Consider the following 17,540-nt stretch of genomic DNA (forward strand, 5'->3'; position numbering starts at 1 on the left):
GCGTCGCCGGTCAGCCCGTGGCGTGGCGTTCAGCCGCCACGCCATGCGCGGTCGAGCGCAGTCAGCGTCGCCAGCGCACCGCCCTTCAACCCGATCACGTCCGCACGGCGCGCATGTGCCTCTCGCGCGTTGATGCGAATCACGTCGGCGCCCAGCCGTTCGCTCAGCAGGCGCACGGTCGGAATCGCGGTGCCCGCGCCGATCTCGACCACGGCGACGCGCCCGGCCCGCTCGATCCAGTCGTCCAGCGCACGTTCCTGCGCGTCGTAGCGCGCACCGAGCCAGCCGGTGTCGCCGAACATCAGGATGTTCGGTCGCGCGAGGCCGCCGCAGTGCGGGCAGCGCGGCGCTTCGCCGACCAGCCGGCAGGTTGCTTCGTCGACGTCCGGCACGAACGGCGCCGCGTCCCACGTGTCGTCCGAACAGGGCCGCAGGCACTGCATCGCGTGAATCGAGCCGTGGATCTCGACGATCCGCGTCGGATCGAAGCCGGCTTTCTGGAACTGGCCGTCGACGTTGCTCGTCAGCACGAAGCCGCCGTTCGGCATCGCGTCGATCCAGCGACGCAGGATCGCGAAACCCGCATGCGGCACCGTCGCGCGGTAAAGCGCGAGACGGTGTCCGTAGAACCCCCACGCGAGCTGCGCGCGCGCACGGAACGCGTGCGGCGATGCGATCTCGTGGAATTCGAAACGCTCGTGGCGCAGCGCCGGATACGCGCGCCAGAAGCCGTCCGTGCCGCGAAAATCGGGCAACCCGGAATCGACGCCGATGCCAGCGCCGGCCGTCACGAGCAACGCGTCGGCGCGCGCGAGCACGTCAACCGCGGCAGCGACGAGATCGGCGGGAAGCTGCGCGGCGGCAGCGGTGGAATCGTCGGGATCGGGGAACGGCATGATGGGCGGCGGTAACGTCGAACGGGTCGCGGGTCGCGGGTCGCGGGTCGCGGGTCGCGTCGCGATCATACGCCGGTTCGGGTGCCGCGCCGCATGCGCGATGCAGCGGCATGACGCGATCGCAACGTTGCGATCCGGCATGGCGCCGGGCTTTTCCCGCGGCAGCCGACGCAGGGAGGCACCGGCGATGCCGCACCCCGACACCTCCCCGCGTGTTCAGCTATCCGAATCGTCTTGCGCGACCGGAATCTCGTCGACCGCGAAATAGACCGGCTTGCCGAGCTGCCGCGCGAGGCTGACGTCCGCATCGGCGCCGCGCGACACGCCGTCGATCCGCAATACGGCATCGCAGCGCCGCAGCAGCCGGTGCGCGGCCGGATACAGGAACGCCTCGCTGATCTCGTCGCCGACCTGTCGCGACCCGGCCGCGACCGCGAGCGGCAGCGACACCCACTCGCCGATCATCGGCACATGCCCGCGGCGATACACGGCGAGCGCGGCCGCTTCCAGCCGGTGCAGGTTCGCGGCGATGCGCGCGGGGTCGCCGTCCGTGCCGCTGCGATAGGGGCCGGCGACCAGCACGAGCAGCGGCGTCATGCCGCGCGCGCGCCGGCGGTTTCCCGCAGCGCGACGTACTGCAGCAGCATGATCGTCTTCGCGTCGACGATCTCGCCGCGCTCGACCGCGTCCAGCGCGGCCTGCAGCGGCATCTCGACGACCTCGAGATCCTCGCCCTCTTCCGCGACGCCGCCGCCGTCGCCGGTGCGCAGCGACGCATCGTATTCGCCGACGAAGAAATGCAGCTTCTCCGTCACGGACCCCGGGCTCATGAACGCCTCGAACACCTTGCGCACGCCGCGCACGCGATAGCCGGTCTCTTCCTCGGCCTCCGCGCGGATGCGTGCTTCGGGCGTCGCGTCGTCGAGCAGGCCGGCAGCGGCCTCGAGCAGCATCCCGTCGTGCCCGCTGACGAACGCCGGCATCCGGAATTGCCGCGTCAGCAGCACGTCGCCCGTGCCCGCATTGCGCAGCAGGATGGTCGCGCCGTTGCCGCGATCGTAGGTCTCGCGGCTCAGGCGCTGCCACGTTCCGTCGCGGCGCAGGAAATCGAACGTCACCTTCTTCAGCACATACCAGTCATCGGACAGCACCGTCGTATCGACGATGCGCACGCGGTCCCGCGTTGCAGCCATCGCAGCCTCCCATTCGACAAAAGACGGCGCCCATGGTAACGTGCATATTCGTGCAACTTCAAGAAATTTCGTGCAAACACGATGCTGACGACGCAACGCAAGAAAGCGATCCTCGATGCGCTCGCACGCGACGGCCAGGTGCTGGCGGTCGAACTGAGCGCGCAATTCGGCGTGTCCGAAGACACGATCCGCCGCGACCTGCGCGAACTCGCGGCCGAAGGCCTGCTGCAGCGCGTGCATGGCGGCGCGCTGCCGGCGTCGCCGGCCGTCGCGCCGTTCGCGCAGCGCGAGGTGCTCGAAACGGCGGAAAAGCGGCGCATCGCAAGGCGGGCCGCGCAGATGATCGCGCCGGGGCAAGTGGCGATCGTCGACGGCGGCACGACGTCGGCGCTGCTCGTCAGCCAGCTGGCGGCCGACCTGCGCGCGACGATCGTCACGCACAGCCCGAGCGTCGCCGTCGCGCTGGCCGCGCATCCGTCGATCGACGTGATCCTGATCGGCGGGCGGCTCTACAAGCATTCGATCGTCGCTGTCGGCGCCGCGGCGATGGAAGGCATCGCGCGCATCCATGCGGACCTGTACTTCATGGGCGTCACGGGCGTGCATCCGGTCGCGGGGCTCAGTACCGGCGATTTCGAGGAAGCGGCGATCAAGCGCGCGCTGGCCGAACGCGCGGCCGAGACGGTCGTGCTCGCGTCGCAGTCGAAACTGCGCGCGGCGTCGCAGTTCGTGATCGGCGACATCACGCTCGCGCAGACCGTCGTGGTCGAGAAGGAAACCGAAGCCGCGCTGACGAAGCCGATCGAGGCCGCAGGCGTGACGGTCGTGCGCGCATAGCGGCAGCGGTTCGAATCCGTGCGGTTGCGCCGGATATCGACTGCGCGCTTTCATCACGCCAACGCCGCACCGATGTCAGCGTGCTGACAGGCACCGCTTGCTAACATGGGCGCCCGCCCAATCGCCACGCGCCGCACGCACGATGCCCTCGCCCTCCGCCACCACCCCGCCTGCGCCGCCCACCGGCGATGCGCCGCCGCCCGGCGCCCTCGCGCTGTTCGTCGCGTTCGCGCAGATCGGCCTGACCAGCTTCGGCGGCGGGCTCAGCGGGCGGATGATGCGCGACTTCGTGCACGAGCGGCGCTGGCTCGACGAAGAGGCGTTCCTCAACGGCCTCGCGCTGTCGCAGGCGCTGCCGGGCGTCAACGTGAAGAACCTCGCGATCTGGATCGGCTACCGGCTCGCCGGATGGCGCGGCGCGGTGGCCGGCTTCACCGGCATCATCGCGCCGCCGGCCGTGCTGATCGTGCTGTTCGGCGTCGCGTTCTCGACCCTCACGCGCTTCCCGCTCACGCACGTCGCGCTCGCCGGCGCGGCCGCCGCGGCGATCGGGCTGTCGATCTCGATGGCGATCACGGCGGTGCGCCGGCTGCCGCGCCGCGCGTTGCCGTTCGCGGTGACGACACTCACCTTCGTGTCGGTTGCGGTGCTGCACTGGCCGCTCGTATGGACCGTGCTGATCGGCGGCACGCTGAGCGTCGCGCTCGAATACCGCCGCGCGGCCACCACGCCCGCCGGGAGCGACAAGCCATGACCGCGTCGCAACGCTACGCCGCGCTATTCGGCGTGTTCGCGCCGCTGTCGATCGCGACGATCGGCGGCGGGCAGGCGATCATCGCCGACCTCCAGCGGCAGGTTGTCGACGTGCATCACTGGATGACCGCCACGCAGTTCGTGAACGACTTCGCGATCGCGCGGATGGCGCCGGGCCCCGGCTCGCTGCTGGCCACGCTGATCGGCTGGCAGGTGGCCGGCTTCTGGGGCGCGGTGATCGCGACGCTCGCGCTGTTCGGCCCGACCGCGTTCCTGATCTACGGCGTCGCGCACCTGTGGCGGCGACACCAGGGCGCGCGCTGGCAGATCGCGCTCGAAGCCGGCCTGCGCCCGGTCGCGGCCGGCACGATTCTCGCGTCGGTGTGGGTGCTGCTGCAGGCGCTCGACGGCGGCTGGCCCGCACGCGCGATCGCGGTCGCGTCGACGCTGTGCGTGATGGTCTCGCGCATTCACGCGCTGCTGCTGATCGCGGTGGGCGCGCTGCTGCTCGTCGGCGTGCACGCGATCGGCGGCGGCGTGTAACGCATACCGCCGCACCTCAACGCCACCCGGACACCTGAACGCCTGGACACCTATACGCCGCGAAACACCGGCGCGCGCCGCTCCGCAAAGGCACGCAGCCCTTCGTCGAAATCCGCGCCTTCGCACGCGTGACGGCGCAGTTCGGCAATCCGCTCGAACGCATCGACCGGCAACGGCCGTGCGTCCTGCAGCACACGCAACTGCTCCTTCACGGCATGAACCGCGAGCGGCGCCTTCGCGGCAATCGTGCGCGCGACGTCGAGCGCCGCATCGTCGACGCCGCCCGCTTCGGCCAGCCGGTTCACGAGCCCGTGATGCGCGGCGCGCTCCGCATCGAGCGGCTGCGCGCAGAAGAACATCTCCTTCAGCACGTGGATCGGCAGGTTGTCGTAGAAGCGCAGCAGGCCGCTCGTCGAATACGGCAGGCCGATGTTCGCGGGCGTCATCGCGAAGCGCGCGTCGCGTGCCGCGACGACGAGGTCGCAGCTCATCACGAGATCGACCGCCCCGCCCCACGCCGATCCCGCCACCGCCGCGATCACCGCGCCCGGATAGGTCCGCACGCGCCGCAGCGCCCGTTCGAGCGGCTTGCCGTATGCGAGCGGATCGCGGTCGTCGGCCAGTTCGCGCAGGTCGTGCCCCGCGCTCCACACGTCGCCGCTGCCGTCGTTCGACAGGATCACGACGGGCGGTGGACGGAAGGCTGCGAGCGCATCTAGGCGCGCGACGAGCGCGTCGAGCAACGGCGCGTCGAGCGCATGCCGCCGCGCCGGATTCGCGAACCGCACGTGCGCGATCCGCTCGCCGATCATGTCGACCGTCACGCGCGATGCGCTTTCGTGTTTCATCGTGTCGGTCATTGCAGGGCCTCCGCCACCGCTTCCGCCTGGAAGATCGCACGCTCCGCCAGCAGCGCGTCGATCGCATCGTCGCCGTAGCCCGCTTCGCGCAGCACGTCGACCGTATGCTCGCCGAGCAGCGGCGGCGCATGGCGCGTGCGCGGCGCCGGCACATCGTCGCCCATCCCGCCGAGCGGCGTGACGACCTGGCGCAGCGTTCCGAGCGTCGGATGCGCGACCGGTTCGACCAGCCCGCAGTGCGCGAGCTGCGGATCGTCGAACACTTCGTCGAGCGTATTGATCGGCCCGGCCGGCAACCCGGCCTCGACGAAACGCTGCGTCCATTCGCGCTTGCCGCGCGTGCGCAGCCGGCTTTCGAGCAGCGCCTTCAGCGCGTCGCGGTGCTCGACGCGCGCATCGTTGGTCGCGAAGCGCGGATCGCTCGGCAGCTCGGGCAGGTCCAGCAACCGGCACAGCCGCAGCCACATGTCGGTCGTGATCGGCGCGAGGTTGAGCGGCCCGTCGGCCGTCTCGAACACGCCATACGGTGCGATCACCGCATGCGCATTGCCGGTGCGGCGCGGCACGTCGCCGAGGCTCAGGTAGCGTTGCCCGTGCACGCTCAGCAGCGCGACGAGGCTTTCGAGCAGCGAGGTGCCGACATGCTGCCCGCGCCCCGTGCGCTCGCGCTCGAACAACGCGGCCATCACGCCGGTCGCGACCCACATCCCCGAGCTGAGATCGCCGATCGCGGTACCCGTGCGGGTCGGCTCGCCGTCCGGAAAGCCGGTAAGACTCATCAGCCCCGCATAACCCTGCGCGATCTGGTCGAAGCCCGGCCAGTCGCGCAACGGGCCGCGCGGGCCGAACGCGGTGACGCTGCCCATCACGAGCCGCGGATCGCGCGCGCTCAGCGCGGCGTAGCCGAGCCCCATCGCGTCCATCGTGCCGGCCTTGAAATTCTCGATCACGACGTCGGCCTGCGCGATCAGCCGCCGCACGACGTCGAGGCCGGCCGGCTGCCGGAAATCCACGCAGACGCCGCGCTTGTTGCGGTTGCAGGACAGGTAGTACGTGCTCACGCCGCGATCGAACGGCCCCCACGCGCGGCTCATGTCGCCGCTCGGCCCCGACTCGACCTTGATCACGTCGGCGCCGAGATCGGCGAGCACCATCGAGCAGAACGGCCCCGACAGCGCGCGACTCAGATCGACGACCCTGATTCCTTGTAATGCCTGCATTCCGGACTCCTGATATTGATGACGGGATGTTGCGTGTTTCCGAACGATCGCGGCACGCCGCTCATTCGGGCAGCGTCTGGTGGCGCGTTTCGACGGCGAACGGCAGGATCAGGATGCCGAGCACGAACACGGCCGCGGTCCATGCGACCGGCACGCCGAGCGAACCGTAGCCGTGAATCGCGGCGCCGAGCAGGAAGTTCACGCCCGCGCCGATGAAGCGGCCGACCGACGCGTTGAACGCGAACGCGGTCGCCCGTACGCGCGTCGGATACTGCTCGGGCAGCCACAGCGAGAAGATCGCGAAGTTGCCGCCGAAGAAACCGAGGAACGCGAGCGACACCATGAACGCCGTGAGCCCGTTCGGCTGGTAGAACGCCCAGCCGAACGCGAACACGATCGCACCGGCCATGCCCGCGAAATACACGCCGAGCGCTGCGCGCCGGCCGAGCCGTTCCGACAGCCACGGCGCGACCAGGCAGCCGGCGATCGTCGCGCACGACAGGATCGCCGCGCCGACCGACGCGAGCCGCATCGCGCCGATGTGATCGATGCCCGCGCGCGCCGCCAGCGTACTGACCGCGCTCGCCTCGTAGACCGAGCCGGCCCACAGCCCGACGATCGCGACGCCGACGAGGCTCGCGCTCGTCAGCGTACGGCGCAGGAACGCCGGCGCGAAAATCTCGCGCAGCGGATGCGCGCGCCGCGCGTCGGCCGCGTCGCCGTCGCGCGCGTCGTGCCGGCGCCACTGCCCAGGCTCCTTCACGCGCATCACGGTGAACACCGCGAGCAGCGCGGGAGCGAGCCCGCACAGGAACATCGCGCGCCAGCCGTAGGTCGCACCGATCGTGTAGTTCAGGCAGGCCGCGATGAAGAAGCCGAAGTAGTAGCCCGTCTGCAGGTAGCCGGCGCCCATCTTGCGGCGGTCCTCCGGCCAGCTCTCGGCGACGTAGGTGCCCGCGAGCGCCCATTCGCCGCCGACACCGATCCCGGCGATCAGCCGGCACGCGGCCAGCGCCCACACGTCGTGCACGAACGCGGCCGCGCCGGTGAACACCGAATAGATCAGGATGCTCGCGGCGAGCGTGCGCACGCGGCCGAAGCGGTCGGCGAGCGGCCCCCAGACGAACGACAGCCCCCAGCCGATCAGGAACAGCGCGAACAGGATCGAGCCGTACATGCCGAGATTCGCGGGCGTCGCCGCGATGCCGGATGCCGGCAGCAGTTCGGTCAGTGCGGGAATCAGCACGAGCGCGTAGATCACCGAATCCACGCCGTCGAGCACCCAGCCCGCGTACACGGCCCAGAAGCCCTTGACCTGCTCGCGCGTGAGCGGCGTGCGCCGCGGCTTCGCGCCGGCCGCCGGCGCGTCGATCGCCTTGAACATCTTCGTCTCCTTGCCGGCGGGGCCGGCGCTGTTGCCGCGTCCGGTCCGGGATGGCCGGCAGACTGGCTCTTTTGTGAGACGAGTATAGAAATACCTTCGATCGCCGAAAAATATGATATTCATCTCGATCGATCGGATTGGCTTATGGCTTGAATCGGGAGACGGCGGCGATGGACTTGAGACAGTTGCGCTATTTCGTGAAAGTCGTCGAATGCGGCAACGTCACGCATGCGAGCGAGGCGCTGCATGTCGCGCAGCCCGCGGTGAGCCAGCAGATGCGCAATCTCGAACGGGATATCGGGATGCAGCTGCTCGAACGGAGCGTGCGCGGCGTCGCGCCGACCGCAGCCGGCCGAACGCTTTACCAGCATGCGCTCGAACTGCTGCGCCAGGCCGACGGCACGCGCGAGCTGCTGCGCCGCGACGCCGATACGCCGCAGGGCCGCGTGACGGTCGGCATGCCGTCAAGCACCGCGCGCGTGCTGGCGATACCGCTCGCACGCGCGGTGCGCGACCGCTATCCGGGCATCATGCTGGAGCTGATCGAGGCGCCGAGCGCCGATCTCGACACGCTGCTCGAACGCGCGCGGCTCGATCTCGCGATCGTCGTCGACGCGGTCGACACGCGCGGCATCGCGATCCACCGGCTGCTGACGGAAACCCTGTACCTGATCACGTGGCCCGGGTTTCCGGTGCCGGACGATCCCGTGCCGCTCGATACGATCGCGCGGATGCCGCTCGTGCTGCCAAGCGCGCCGAACACGATCCGCAACCGCGTCGACTGGGCGATGCGCGAGGCCGGGCTGTCGTACGAGATCAGCTTCGAGGCGAGCTCGACCGGGCTGCTGTTCGCGGCCGTGATGGCGCAGCTCGGCGTGACGATCCTGCCGTGGACGGCCGCGCACGTCGAGATCGAGGAACGCAAGCTCAAGCTGTCGACGGTCGCGCACCGGCTGTTCGCGCGCGACCTGTCGCTGTGCTGGCACGATACGGCGCTCGTCAGCAATGCGGTGCAGAAGGTGAAGGCCGAGATCGTCGGGCTGTTCGACACGCTCGGGCAGCGGACGGAATGGGCGGCCGGCGATGCCGGCCGCGCGTGACCTGCGCGGCGCGGCGGCATTGACAACGCTCCCCGGCGCCCCTTGACGTTGCTCCCATCGTAACCATCACCGGTTCAGCTTGAGAGGTTGTCGGCCCGCTCGCGCTCGACACCCCTGCCTTCCTCGAAGGCCTGCTGCTTGGCGCGGGCCTGTTCACGTCGGTCGGCCCCGAGGACGCCTTCGTCATCAAGCGCTCGATCTCGAGCCCCTATCTGCTCTCCATCGCCCTTGTCTGCGCAGGCAGCGACGCGCTGCTGATCGCGCTCGGCGCGCTTCACGCGTCAGCGGCCCGACAGCTTGCGAAACGCGTCGTGCGCGTCGGCACGCAGTTCGAAGCCGATGCCCGGTGCCTGCGGCACACGTGCGTAGCCTGCGTCGACGGTTTCGCCATCGGCGAGTCCGCTGAACGGATGGAACGCGAACGGATTGACTTCCGCGCCGCCGAGCCCGAGCGCGGCAACGACGTGCAGCGAAAACAGGTGGCCGCCATGCGGCCAGAACGCGCCGCGCCGCCAGCCGCGCGACACGAAGTGGTCGACGATCTGCAGATAGCCCGGCAGCCCGTAGCAATGCACCGGATCGAACACCAGCACGTCGCGATCGCTGCGCAGGCCGCCGTAGCGGTCGAGCAGCTTCGCTTCCGCGAGCGAGAACAGCGCTTCGCCTGCTGCGATCGGCGGTGAGTATCGCGCGGCGAGGTCTGCCTGGAGCGGCAGATCGTGCGGGTCGCAGATGTCCTCGAACCACCAGAGGCCGAACGGCGCGAGCATCGTCGCGGCCGCTTGCACGGTCGCTGCGTCGTACGTGTTCATCGCGTCGACCGCGAGATGCGAGCTGCCGGCGAGTTGGGCAGCGGCGGCTTCGATGCGTCGTCGGTCCTGATCGAGATCCGCGCCGCCGATCTTGATCTTCGCATGCGTGTAGCCGAGATCGGCGATGCGGCGCATCTCGTCCGACAGGCGTGCGAGATCGTCATGCGGATAGCGGTACCCGCCGCCCGCGTACACGCGTACGCGTGGTGCCGCGACGCGTTCAAGCCGGTCGGCGAGAAAGCGATGGAGCGGCAGGTTGGCGATCTTCGCGGCGGCGTCCCAGATCGCCATGTCAAGCGTGCCGACTGCGACGCATCGTTCGCCGTGCCCGCCGGGTTTTTCGCCGGCCATCATCGCGCGCCATGCGCGGAACGGGTCGAGGTTGGTGCCGGCTTCGTCGGCAAGCGTGTCGGCGGCGGCCAGCAGGCGCGGCGCGAACCGTTCGCGGATCAGGCCGCCCTGCGCGAAACGGCCGACCGATGCGTAGCCGTATCCTGTCACCGGGCGGCCGTCGCGCACGACGTCGGTGACGACCGCGACGACACTTGTCGTCAGCCCGCCGGATGGAATGGACGGGTCGGCGTAACGGGAGACGGGGATCGCTTGCTCATGGATGGCAGTGATGCGCATGGTCGGGTTCCGGTGGGGCGTCCGGCGCATGCGATGGTTCAAGCGGTGCGGCCGGAACGATAAGCAGACCGCTGCATCATAGGCGCTGGCGCGGCCGGGCGCAGGCGTTCGTTACCGGTGTCGGCCATCGCGCCGCCGCGGCTGTACGGTCGCAGGGAAGTCGGCCTTGATCACGGCGAAGATGCCGCGGACCGATACCGCGGGCGCGACAGCCGTTCGACCGGCCCGAATCGCTATCCCGGCAATCCTGTGGACGAAACAACGGTGTAGGCCCGGATACGCCCCGCAACCGCCCGGCATACGCGTTCTGCGAGCGTCATCTTGTTCTTAATGTGCATGGGCCCTTGCAACATGCAAGGGCCGCGATGACAGAGGCCGCGAACCGGGAAGGTAACCGGACGACGACGATATGCGTGGACGAATCTACAAGCCCGCTCAGGCGAAGACGAAGTACTTGCGCACCGTCTCCACCACTTCCCAGGTTCCTTTCATGCCGGGTTCAATCACGAACACATCGCCGGCTTTCAGGTGCACCGACTCCTCGCCTTCCGGCGTGATGATGCAGTAGCCGTCGAGGAAGTGGCAGTACTCCCATTTCTCGTAGTTCACCTCGAACTTGCCCGGGGTGCAGATCCAGGTGCCCATGATCTTGCTGCCGTCCCTGGAGACGTAAGCGTTGAGGTTCACGGTGTGCGGATCGCCGCCGATGCGCTTCCACTTGGTGGCGTCAAGGACCGGAGTCGGGCAGGTTTCGCGCAAAACGGTGATGAAATCGGACATGTCAGCTCCAAACGATCGGGTAAGTGATCCGTCACGTTAGTTCGGAAGCGCTACCGGGGCTTGTATGCTTCCGACACCGACTCGTCTATTTTCGACACCGGCTCGGGTGCAAGCGCGCTGCCCCCTGGCTCGGGCGGAATGGCCCCAGATTTGCGGATTCAACCATTCGAGCAAATCGCGTCGACGGACCGTTTTTGGCCGATCTTTGACGACCATTCTCGGCGACGCCACCGCCCCACGATCCAGCCATGCCAGTTTCGCTGCCATCACCCCAAACCGCCCGCTTGCCATCCCCACGTCAAACCCTGTAGAATTGCGCGTTCTGCGGGCGTCGTATAATGGCCATTACCTCAGCTTCCCAAGCTGATGACGTGGGTTCGATTCCCATCGCCCGCTCCACTTTCCGGCTGCACGGCAGCCTGCGCAAAAGCCGCCTCGTCGAAGGCGGCTTTTTTGTACCATGTGCCGGTTCACCCGACACACTGCTGCGCGCAACGGGCCCTCGCCCGCAACAACGCCTTTCTCTGTACCGATGATGCACGACGATCCGAACGAAGCCGGCCTGCCGCCGCACGACGACGCCATTCCCGACGAAGCCGCCGACGGCGCCGACGAAGTCAATCCGCTGCACCACCGCCGCATTCGCAGCTTCGTCACGCGCGCCGGCCGCGTGTCGACCGGCCAGCGCCGCGCGCTCGACGAGCTCGGCCCGCGCTTCGTCGTCCCGTATGCGCCGGAGATGCCCGACTGGAATGCGGTGTTCGGCCGCAGCGCGCCGCGCATCCTCGAGATCGGCTTCGGAATGGGCGCATCGACCGCGGAAATCGCCGCGAACCGCCCCGGCGACGACTTCCTCGGCGTCGAAGTGCACGAGCCGGGCGTCGGCGCGCTGCTGAAGCTGATCGGCGAGCAGAACCTGTCGAACATCCGCATCATTCAGCACGACGCGGTCGAAGTGCTCGAGCACATGCTCGCGCCGGAAAGCCTCGACGGCGTGCATATCTTCTTCCCCGATCCGTGGCACAAGGCGCGCCACCACAAGCGCCGGCTGATCCAGCCGCCGCTCGTCGCGCATCTCGCGTCGCGCCTGAAGCCCGGTGCGTACATTCACTGCGCGACCGACTGGCAGAACTACGCGGAACAGATGCTGGAAGTGCTCGGCGCGGAACCGACGCTCGAAAACACGGCTGCCGACTACGCGCCGCGCCCCGACTATCGCCCGGTGACGAAGTTCGAACGGCGCGGGCTGCGGCTCGGCCACGGCGTGTGGGATCTGGTGTTCCGCAAGCGCGCAAACTAAGCCATTCCGCGCTGAGGCGGCGCACGTCGTGCCGCCCCGGACGACAAAACGGCCCGACCGGCATCTGCCGATCGGGCCGTTTTTTATCGGAAGCGCGCTCGCCTCCGTATCTGCATCACGCCCAGTTCAACCAGCCGCTATACCCGACCAACAGCACGAACAGCCCGAACGCAATCCGGTACCACGCGAACACCGTGAAATCGTGCGTCGCGACGTAGCGCAGCAGCCAGCGCACGCACACGAACGCGCTGACGAACGCCGCCACGAGCCCGAGTGCGAACAGGCCGAGCGAATCGACGGTGAATGCCTCCCAGTCCTTGACGGTTTCGTAGAGCGTCGCGCCGAAGATGATCGGGATCGCAAGGAAGAACGAGAATTCGGTGGCGACGCGCCGGTCGAGGCCGAACAGCATCCCGCCGATGATCGTCGAGCCCGACCGCGACATGCCGGGAATCAACGCGAAGCACTGCGCGATGCCGACCTTCAGCGCATCGAGCGGCGTCAGTGCATCGACCGACATCACGCGCGGCGGCTCGCCGCGCTCGCGCTGCCGCGCCTCGGCCCACAGGATGATCGCGCCGCCCACGACGAGCGCGAACGCGACGGGCACCGGCGAGAACAGCACGGCCTTGATCTTCTTCTCGAACAGGAGGCCGAGGGCGATCGCGGGAATCGTCGCGATCACGACGTTCAGCGTGAAGCGCCGCGCGTCGGGCCGGCTCGGCAGCCCGGACACGATCGATGCGATCCGTTGCCGGTACTCCCAGCAAACCGCGAGGATCGCGCCGAACTGGATCACGACGTCGAAGGTTTTCGCGTGCGAATCGTTGAAATTCAGGAAGCTGCCCGCGACGATCAGGTGACCGGTGCTCGACACCGGCAGGAATTCCGTCAGCCCCTCGACGACGCCGAGGATCAATGCCTTGCAGATCAGGATCCAGTCCATCCGTGGCCCAACTCCGAAATGGTCGAAAGGAAGGGCCAGGTTGCCGCGCGGCCCGCTCGGCCGCGCGGTTCGACGTCATTTTTCGACGATCGCCACGCGTATGCCGTTTGTAAGAATCGTAATTGTACCGGGTTCGTAGTTCACCCCGGCAAATTGCAGCTGTTCAGGCTTGAACGTGTAGATCGGATAGTTGGTCAGCAACTGCGTCGCGAGCAGGCCGGCGGCAGCGCCGACCTGTTGCCCGTACATCTGCGCGTCGCCGTCGAGCACGAGGCTGTCGACGGACGGCGCCTTCAGCACGACCGAGCGGGTCGGCGCGTCGTACGCGAGCTGGCCCGACACGGTGAACTTGCCGCTGACGGGCGCGCGCAGGAACGGGCTCGCGAAATTCGCGTCGAGCTGCACGGCGACGCGGTTCTGGTCGGGCAGCAGGTTGACGGCCGGGTTCGCGAGCGACACGTCGACGACCTGCGCGACCGTCTTCTGGTACGGGAACTTGCGCGCGACGGCTTTCTGCACGTCGCCGCGCGAGAACGTGTAGTGATCGGGGATGAACGGGAACGTCGACGCGCACGCGGCGAGCGACAGCGTCACGCCGATGGTGCCGACGGTTGCGGCGAGAAAACGGCGCCGGCCGGGCGCGCGAGGTGCGGTCATGCTTGAACAATCTCCTGTATCCGGCGCAGCGGCGATCGGGCTGTCGGCGCTGCGCCCATGCCGGGCAAACGACCGGAGTTAGTGCTTCAACCCGCGCCACGGGTTCCATGCGTCGTATTCGCGTCGAACGTGGTCGGCAACCCGCTACCGCCCCACCATGCCGCCACGCGGCGTCGGCTGCGTCGCCGCCTCGAGGCGCGTGAGCCACGCGAGCGCATCGCCGCGCGATGCGCCGCACATGTCGGCGGACGGCTGCAGCCCCGAACAGCACGCGGGGCGCTCGGGCCGGCCGAAGATCCGGCAGCGCAGGTCGTCGCCGAGCTGCACGCAGCGCACGCCGGCCGGCTTGCCGTCGGGCATGCCCGGAATCGGGCTGGAAATCGACGGCGCGATGCAGCACGCGCCGCAGCCCTCGCGGCACGCGTGCGGCGGCGGGACATCGGCGGGTGCCGGGCGGACAGGCATTTCGACGGACACTCGGCTCTCTCGAACGAACAACAAAAAAACGGTGCGGCAACCGGACGCGGTGTCCGGCAGCCCACCCCGCATTGTGCCATCGCCGGCTGCGACGTTATTACGCAATGCAGCCGAATCGCGCGTTTATATACTCGAAAGCATCTGAAAAGCGCGAGACCATCATGAGTTCCGGTTCTGCCGACATAATGTTCCGTCCCGATTTGCTCACGAAATACGGCGCGAACGGGCCGCGCTATACGTCGTACCCCACCGCGCTGCAGTTCCGCGACGATTTCGATCCGGCCGACTACGTGCGCGCGGCCGGCGACCCCGGCGCGTCGTCGAGCGAGCTGTCGCTGTATTTCCACATCCCGTTCTGCAACACCGCGTGCTTCTACTGCGGCTGCAACAAGATCGCGACCAACAACCGCCGCCGCGCGCGCCCGTATCTCGACCAGCTCAAGCGCGAGATGGCGCTGCAGGCCGCGCTGTTCGATCCGGCCCGCCCGGTCACGCAGCTGCACTGGGGCGGCGGCACGCCGACCTTTCTTTCCGACGACGAAACGGCCGAGCTGATGGCGGCCACCCGCGAGTACTTCGCGCTCGCGCCGGACGCCGACGCCGAGTTCTCGATCGAGATCGACCCGCGCACGGTCACGCCCGCGACGCTCGTGCACCTGCGCACGATCGGCTTCAACCGGCTGAGCCTCGGCGTGCAGGATTTCGATCCGGTCGTGCAGCAGGCGATCAACCGCATCCAGCCGCTCGCGATGACGGCCGACCTGCTCGCTGCCGCGCGCGCGACGGGCTTCCATTCGGTCAGCGTCGACCTGATCTACGGGCTGCCGCACCAGACGGTCGCCGTGTTCGCGCGCACGCTCGAGACGATCATCGAACTCGCGCCCGACCGGCTGTCGGTGTTCGGCTACGCGCACATGCCGCACCTGTTCAAGATGCAGCGGCAAATCGACGATGCGACGCTGGCGCCGCCCGAAACGCGCATCGCGCTGCTCGGCCTCGCGATCGACATGCTGACGTCGGCCGGCTACGTGTACATCGGGATGGACCACTTCGCGCGGCCGTCCGACGAACTCGTGCGAGCACAACAGAACGGCACGCTGCAGCGCAATTTCCAGGGCTACAGCACGCGCGCGGATACCGACCTCGTCGGTTTCGGCGTGTCGTCGATCGGCAAGGTCGGCGACGTCTACGCGCAGAACGCGAAGGACCTGCCCGCGTACGGCGCCGCGCTCGACGCGGGCCGGCTGCCGATCGTGCGCGGCGTGCGGCTCACGCCCGACGACCGGCTGCGCCGCGACGTGATCACGCAACTGATGTGCAACCTCGACCTGCCGTTCTCGCATGTCGAGGCCGCGCACGGCATCCGCTTCGCCGATCATTTCGCGCGCGAGCTCGACGCGCTGCGCCCGTTCGAGCGCGACGGGCTGCTGACGATCGCGCGCGACCGCCTGACGATCCATCCGGCCGGCCGGATGGTCGTGCGCAACATCGCGATGGCATTCGACGCGTATCTCGGGCAGACGTCTCAACAGCGCTACTCGCGCACGGTCTAGCGCCGGCGCCAAACCGGCGGCCGCACGCGGGCGTGCCGCCGGTTTGCTACAGTGTGAGGCTTCCGCTCCGCCAGAACCCGCACGATGCGCACCACCAAAGCGACCTACGCGGTCGAACGCCTGAAGACCCGCTCCGGCAACCCGCAATTCGCGGCCGTCGCGATGGCGGGCGGCCTGTTCTATCTCGTCGACCGCTCCGGCGGCACCGCCGAGAAGCGCTGCGAGCCGCTGCCGCTCGACGAGTTCGTCAAGTTCGTCGACGAATTCGGCCCCAAAAAGCCGCGCAAGGCGAGCAAGCTCGACCTCGCTTTCGAGGCGCAGATCAAGAAGAGCAAAGGGTAAAGGTCTGTTGCAGGCTGCCTGAAGGCTTGACCGCCGCCCTGTTTGGTACAATCGCGTAGTTTATCTACCCCCGCTGATGGCCGACCAGGCTGCGTGACCACACCATGAATATCGAAAACGCGCGTTTCAACATGATCGAACAGCAGATCCGTCCGTGGGACGTGCTGGATCTGGACGTCCTGGGCCTGCTGTCGATCGTCAAGCGTGAAAACTACGTTCAACCCGAATACCGCGATCTCGCGTTCGCCGATCTCGAACTGCCGCTGCCCGGCGGCACCAGCAAGATGCTGTTCCCGCGCGTCGAAGCGCGTGTGCTGCAGGAGCTGACGGTCAAGAAGCACGAGAACGTGCTGCTGATCGGCGCGGGCTCGGGCTACCTGGCCGCGCTGTTCGCGCATCGCGCGCAGCACGTGACGGCCGTCGAGATCGATCCGGCGATCGCGAAGTTCGCGGAAGACAACCTTCGCAACGACGGCGTGACCAACGCGGAAGTCGTGCTCGGCGACGGTTCGCGCGGCTGGGCCGGCAAGGCGCCGTACGACGTGATCTGCGTCGCGGGCGGCCTGCCCGTCGTGCCGCAGGAAATGCTCGAACAGCTGAAGGTCGGCGGCCGCCTGTCGGCATTCGTCGGCGGCCGTCCGGTGATGAAGGCGCAGATCATCACGCGCATCGACGACAAGCAGTACCGCGTCGCCGACGTGTTCGAAACCTACATCGACCACCTCGTCAACGCGATCGAGCCGTCGCGCTTCAAGTTCTGAGCGGCGGAGCCTCCATGCAGATCCTGACGCCCGCAATGCTCGCGGAATGGCTCGGCGATACGGCGCGCCCCGCGCCGATCGTGCTCGACGTGCGCGAGCCTTGGGAAATCGCGACCGCGCAGATCGCCGGCAGCATGTCGATCCCGATGCAGCAGATTCCCGCGCGCAGCGAAGAGCTCGACGACGAAGCGGAAATCGTCTGCGTGTGCCATCACGGGATGCGCAGCGCGCAGGTCGCGATGTTCCTCGAATCGCGCGGCTTCACGAAGCTGTACAACCTGCAAGGCGGGATCGACGCGTGGTCGCGCGACGTCGATCCGTCCGTGCCGCGTTACTGATCTCTCCGGCGGCGCATCGCGCGCCGCCATACGGTGACCGGCGCCGCGCCGGCCACACGATCCGCCGAACGGGCGCGCGCTGCGCGCCCGTTTCTCTTTCCCGCCCTGCTCCGTTTCCTTCAGCGCATCGGCGACGACCGCGAACAGCCCGGCAATCT

The 17,540-nt window shown here is 68.4% G+C and carries 21 protein-coding genes and 1 tRNA gene; 10 read left to right on the forward strand and 12 right to left on the reverse strand.

Annotated elements, in window-relative coordinates; translation table 11 throughout:
* Positions 1 to 29: 29 nt before the first annotated feature.
* The 3 genes from KVT39_RS06175 to KVT39_RS06185 all read right to left on the reverse strand — a co-directional run bounded on the left by KVT39_RS06175 (position 30) and on the right by KVT39_RS06185 (position 2,089).
* Positions 30 to 896 (reverse strand): Sir2 family NAD-dependent protein deacetylase, encoded by an 867-nt coding sequence (locus tag KVT39_RS06175; protein ID WP_217588145.1) that lies wholly within the window; start codon positions 894 to 896, stop codon positions 30 to 32.
* Between the two features lie 216 nt (positions 897 to 1,112).
* The gene (locus KVT39_RS06180) at positions 1,113 to 1,493 is read right to left on the reverse strand and encodes a DUF4406 domain-containing protein (protein ID WP_217588146.1); all 381 of its coding nucleotides are present in this window, start codon (positions 1,491 to 1,493) and stop codon (positions 1,113 to 1,115) included.
* On the reverse strand, positions 1,490 to 2,089 hold the full coding sequence (locus KVT39_RS06185) for an NUDIX domain-containing protein (RefSeq protein WP_047900025.1): 600 nt from the start codon (positions 2,087 to 2,089) through the stop codon (positions 1,490 to 1,492). The genes KVT39_RS06180 and KVT39_RS06185 overlap by 4 nt, the downstream gene beginning before the upstream one ends.
* Before the next feature lie 81 nt (positions 2,090 to 2,170).
* On the opposite strand from KVT39_RS06185, the gene KVT39_RS06190 reads away from it, so the two are divergent.
* The 3 genes from KVT39_RS06190 (at position 2,171) to KVT39_RS06200 (ending at position 4,222) form a co-directional block, all read left to right on the forward strand.
* Positions 2,171 to 2,926: a DeoR/GlpR family DNA-binding transcription regulator gene (locus KVT39_RS06190; RefSeq protein ID WP_217588148.1), complete on the forward strand. Its 756-nt coding sequence runs from the start codon at positions 2,171 to 2,173 to the stop codon at positions 2,924 to 2,926.
* 142 nt (positions 2,927 to 3,068) lie between these two features.
* Positions 3,069 to 3,680 (forward strand): chromate transporter, encoded by a 612-nt coding sequence (locus KVT39_RS06195; protein WP_217588150.1) that lies wholly within the window; start codon positions 3,069 to 3,071, stop codon positions 3,678 to 3,680.
* Positions 3,677 to 4,222: a chromate transporter gene (locus KVT39_RS06200; RefSeq protein ID WP_217588152.1), complete on the forward strand. Its 546-nt coding sequence runs from the start codon at positions 3,677 to 3,679 to the stop codon at positions 4,220 to 4,222. Before KVT39_RS06195 ends, KVT39_RS06200 begins: the two co-directional genes overlap by 4 nt.
* Positions 4,223 to 4,272: 50 nt before the next feature.
* Here the strand turns inward: KVT39_RS06200 and scpB are convergent, their stop codons facing one another.
* The 3 genes from scpB to KVT39_RS06215 all read right to left on the reverse strand — a co-directional run bounded on the left by scpB (position 4,273) and on the right by KVT39_RS06215 (position 7,686).
* Positions 4,273 to 5,082, reverse strand: coding sequence for a methylmalonyl-CoA decarboxylase (gene scpB, locus KVT39_RS06205; RefSeq protein ID WP_217588153.1), 810 nt, complete (start codon positions 5,080 to 5,082; stop codon positions 4,273 to 4,275).
* On the reverse strand, positions 5,079 to 6,302 hold the full coding sequence (locus tag KVT39_RS06210) for a CaiB/BaiF CoA-transferase family protein (protein WP_131947171.1): 1,224 nt from the start codon (positions 6,300 to 6,302) through the stop codon (positions 5,079 to 5,081). Before KVT39_RS06210 ends, scpB begins: the two co-directional genes overlap by 4 nt.
* Positions 6,303 to 6,363: 61 nt before the next feature.
* On the reverse strand, positions 6,364 to 7,686 hold the full coding sequence (locus tag KVT39_RS06215; protein ID WP_217588155.1) for an MFS transporter: 1,323 nt from the start codon (positions 7,684 to 7,686) through the stop codon (positions 6,364 to 6,366).
* 170 nt (positions 7,687 to 7,856) lie between these two features.
* Between KVT39_RS06215 and KVT39_RS06220 the strand changes: the two genes are divergently transcribed.
* Positions 7,857 to 8,786, forward strand: a complete 930-nt coding sequence (locus tag KVT39_RS06220) for a LysR substrate-binding domain-containing protein (protein WP_217588156.1) — start codon at positions 7,857 to 7,859, stop codon at positions 8,784 to 8,786.
* 74 nt (positions 8,787 to 8,860) lie between these two features.
* On the opposite strand, the gene KVT39_RS06225 is transcribed toward KVT39_RS06220, so the two are convergent.
* From KVT39_RS06225 to KVT39_RS06235, 3 genes are all read right to left on the reverse strand, one after another.
* Entirely contained in the window at positions 8,861 to 9,064 is a 204-nt protein-coding gene (locus tag KVT39_RS06225; RefSeq protein ID WP_217588157.1) for a hypothetical protein, read from the reverse strand.
* Positions 9,065 to 9,067: 3 nt separating this feature from the next.
* Entirely contained in the window at positions 9,068 to 10,228 is a 1,161-nt protein-coding gene (locus KVT39_RS06230; RefSeq protein ID WP_217588158.1) for an enolase C-terminal domain-like protein, read from the reverse strand.
* A 435-nt stretch (positions 10,229 to 10,663) separates the two neighbouring features.
* Positions 10,664 to 11,008: a cupin domain-containing protein gene (locus tag KVT39_RS06235; protein ID WP_114176337.1), complete on the reverse strand. Its 345-nt coding sequence runs from the start codon at positions 11,006 to 11,008 to the stop codon at positions 10,664 to 10,666.
* Between the two features lie 324 nt (positions 11,009 to 11,332).
* Here KVT39_RS06235 and KVT39_RS06240 point away from each other — a divergent pair.
* Positions 11,333 to 11,407: transfer RNA gene (locus tag KVT39_RS06240), tRNA-Gly, on the forward strand.
* 133 nt (positions 11,408 to 11,540) lie between these two features.
* Complete coding sequence (gene trmB / locus KVT39_RS06245; protein ID WP_217588161.1) at positions 11,541 to 12,308, forward strand: tRNA (guanosine(46)-N7)-methyltransferase TrmB; 768 nt, start codon at positions 11,541 to 11,543, stop codon at positions 12,306 to 12,308.
* 115 nt (positions 12,309 to 12,423) lie between these two features.
* On the opposite strand, the gene KVT39_RS06250 is transcribed toward trmB, so the two are convergent.
* The 3 genes from KVT39_RS06250 to KVT39_RS06260 form a co-directional block, all read right to left on the reverse strand.
* The gene (locus KVT39_RS06250) at positions 12,424 to 13,254 is read right to left on the reverse strand and encodes an undecaprenyl-diphosphate phosphatase (protein WP_217588162.1); all 831 of its coding nucleotides are present in this window, start codon (positions 13,252 to 13,254) and stop codon (positions 12,424 to 12,426) included.
* 75 nt (positions 13,255 to 13,329) lie between these two features.
* Entirely contained in the window at positions 13,330 to 13,911 is a 582-nt protein-coding gene (locus KVT39_RS06255; protein ID WP_217588163.1) for a DUF1439 domain-containing protein, read from the reverse strand.
* 144 nt (positions 13,912 to 14,055) lie between these two features.
* A complete protein-coding gene (locus KVT39_RS06260) occupies positions 14,056 to 14,376 on the reverse strand; it encodes a YkgJ family cysteine cluster protein (RefSeq protein ID WP_217588330.1) in 321 nt (106 codons plus the stop codon).
* 173 nt (positions 14,377 to 14,549) lie between these two features.
* Between KVT39_RS06260 and hemN the strand changes: the two genes are divergently transcribed.
* The 4 genes from hemN (at position 14,550) to KVT39_RS06280 (ending at position 17,382) form a co-directional block, all read left to right on the forward strand.
* Positions 14,550 to 15,941 carry an oxygen-independent coproporphyrinogen III oxidase gene (gene hemN, locus KVT39_RS06265; protein ID WP_034182922.1) on the forward strand — a complete coding sequence of 464 codons (1,392 nt, stop codon included), beginning with the start codon at positions 14,550 to 14,552 and terminating at the stop codon, positions 15,939 to 15,941.
* 84 nt (positions 15,942 to 16,025) lie between these two features.
* Positions 16,026 to 16,283: a hypothetical protein gene (locus KVT39_RS06270; protein ID WP_034182921.1), complete on the forward strand. Its 258-nt coding sequence runs from the start codon at positions 16,026 to 16,028 to the stop codon at positions 16,281 to 16,283.
* 104 nt (positions 16,284 to 16,387) lie between these two features.
* Complete coding sequence (locus tag KVT39_RS06275; protein ID WP_034182920.1) at positions 16,388 to 17,044, forward strand: protein-L-isoaspartate O-methyltransferase; 657 nt, start codon at positions 16,388 to 16,390, stop codon at positions 17,042 to 17,044.
* 14 nt (positions 17,045 to 17,058) lie between these two features.
* Positions 17,059 to 17,382, forward strand: a complete 324-nt coding sequence (locus KVT39_RS06280; protein WP_034182919.1) for a rhodanese-like domain-containing protein — start codon at positions 17,059 to 17,061, stop codon at positions 17,380 to 17,382.
* The last annotated feature ends 158 nt before the right edge of the window (positions 17,383 to 17,540 follow it).

The sequence above is a fragment of the Burkholderia sp. GbtcB21 genome, assembly GCF_019091065.1.
Taxonomy (GTDB): domain Bacteria; phylum Pseudomonadota; class Gammaproteobacteria; order Burkholderiales; family Burkholderiaceae; genus Burkholderia; species Burkholderia pyrrocinia_C.

Bases quoted from the DNA above. Each gene is read 5' to 3' on its own strand.
- KVT39_RS06175 (WP_217588145.1), bottom strand. From the start codon at position 896: ATGCCGTTCCCCGATCCCGACGATTCCACCGCTGCCGCCGCGCAGCTT.
- KVT39_RS06180 (WP_217588146.1), bottom strand. From the start codon at position 1,493: ATGACGCCGCTGCTCGTGCTGGTCGCCGGCCCCTATCGCAGCGGCACG.
- KVT39_RS06185 (WP_047900025.1), bottom strand. From the start codon at position 2,089: ATGGCTGCAACGCGGGACCGCGTGCGCATCGTCGATACGACGGTGCTG.
- KVT39_RS06190 (WP_217588148.1), top strand. From the start codon at position 2,171: ATGCTGACGACGCAACGCAAGAAAGCGATCCTCGATGCGCTCGCACGC.
- KVT39_RS06195 (WP_217588150.1), top strand. From the start codon at position 3,069: ATGCCCTCGCCCTCCGCCACCACCCCGCCTGCGCCGCCCACCGGCGAT.
- KVT39_RS06200 (WP_217588152.1), top strand. From the start codon at position 3,677: ATGACCGCGTCGCAACGCTACGCCGCGCTATTCGGCGTGTTCGCGCCG.
- scpB (WP_217588153.1), bottom strand. From the start codon at position 5,082: ATGACCGACACGATGAAACACGAAAGCGCATCGCGCGTGACGGTCGAC.
- KVT39_RS06210 (WP_131947171.1), bottom strand. From the start codon at position 6,302: ATGCAGGCATTACAAGGAATCAGGGTCGTCGATCTGAGTCGCGCGCTG.
- KVT39_RS06215 (WP_217588155.1), bottom strand. From the start codon at position 7,686: ATGTTCAAGGCGATCGACGCGCCGGCGGCCGGCGCGAAGCCGCGGCGC.
- KVT39_RS06220 (WP_217588156.1), top strand. From the start codon at position 7,857: ATGGACTTGAGACAGTTGCGCTATTTCGTGAAAGTCGTCGAATGCGGC.
- KVT39_RS06230 (WP_217588158.1), bottom strand. From the start codon at position 10,228: ATGCGCATCACTGCCATCCATGAGCAAGCGATCCCCGTCTCCCGTTAC.
- KVT39_RS06235 (WP_114176337.1), bottom strand. From the start codon at position 11,008: ATGTCCGATTTCATCACCGTTTTGCGCGAAACCTGCCCGACTCCGGTC.
- trmB (WP_217588161.1), top strand. From the start codon at position 11,541: ATGATGCACGACGATCCGAACGAAGCCGGCCTGCCGCCGCACGACGAC.
- KVT39_RS06250 (WP_217588162.1), bottom strand. From the start codon at position 13,254: ATGGACTGGATCCTGATCTGCAAGGCATTGATCCTCGGCGTCGTCGAG.
- KVT39_RS06255 (WP_217588163.1), bottom strand. From the start codon at position 13,911: ATGACCGCACCTCGCGCGCCCGGCCGGCGCCGTTTTCTCGCCGCAACC.
- KVT39_RS06260 (WP_217588330.1), bottom strand. From the start codon at position 14,376: ATGCCTGTCCGCCCGGCACCCGCCGATGTCCCGCCGCCGCACGCGTGC.
- hemN (WP_034182922.1), top strand. From the start codon at position 14,550: ATGAGTTCCGGTTCTGCCGACATAATGTTCCGTCCCGATTTGCTCACG.
- KVT39_RS06270 (WP_034182921.1), top strand. From the start codon at position 16,026: ATGCGCACCACCAAAGCGACCTACGCGGTCGAACGCCTGAAGACCCGC.
- KVT39_RS06275 (WP_034182920.1), top strand. From the start codon at position 16,388: ATGAATATCGAAAACGCGCGTTTCAACATGATCGAACAGCAGATCCGT.
- KVT39_RS06280 (WP_034182919.1), top strand. From the start codon at position 17,059: ATGCAGATCCTGACGCCCGCAATGCTCGCGGAATGGCTCGGCGATACG.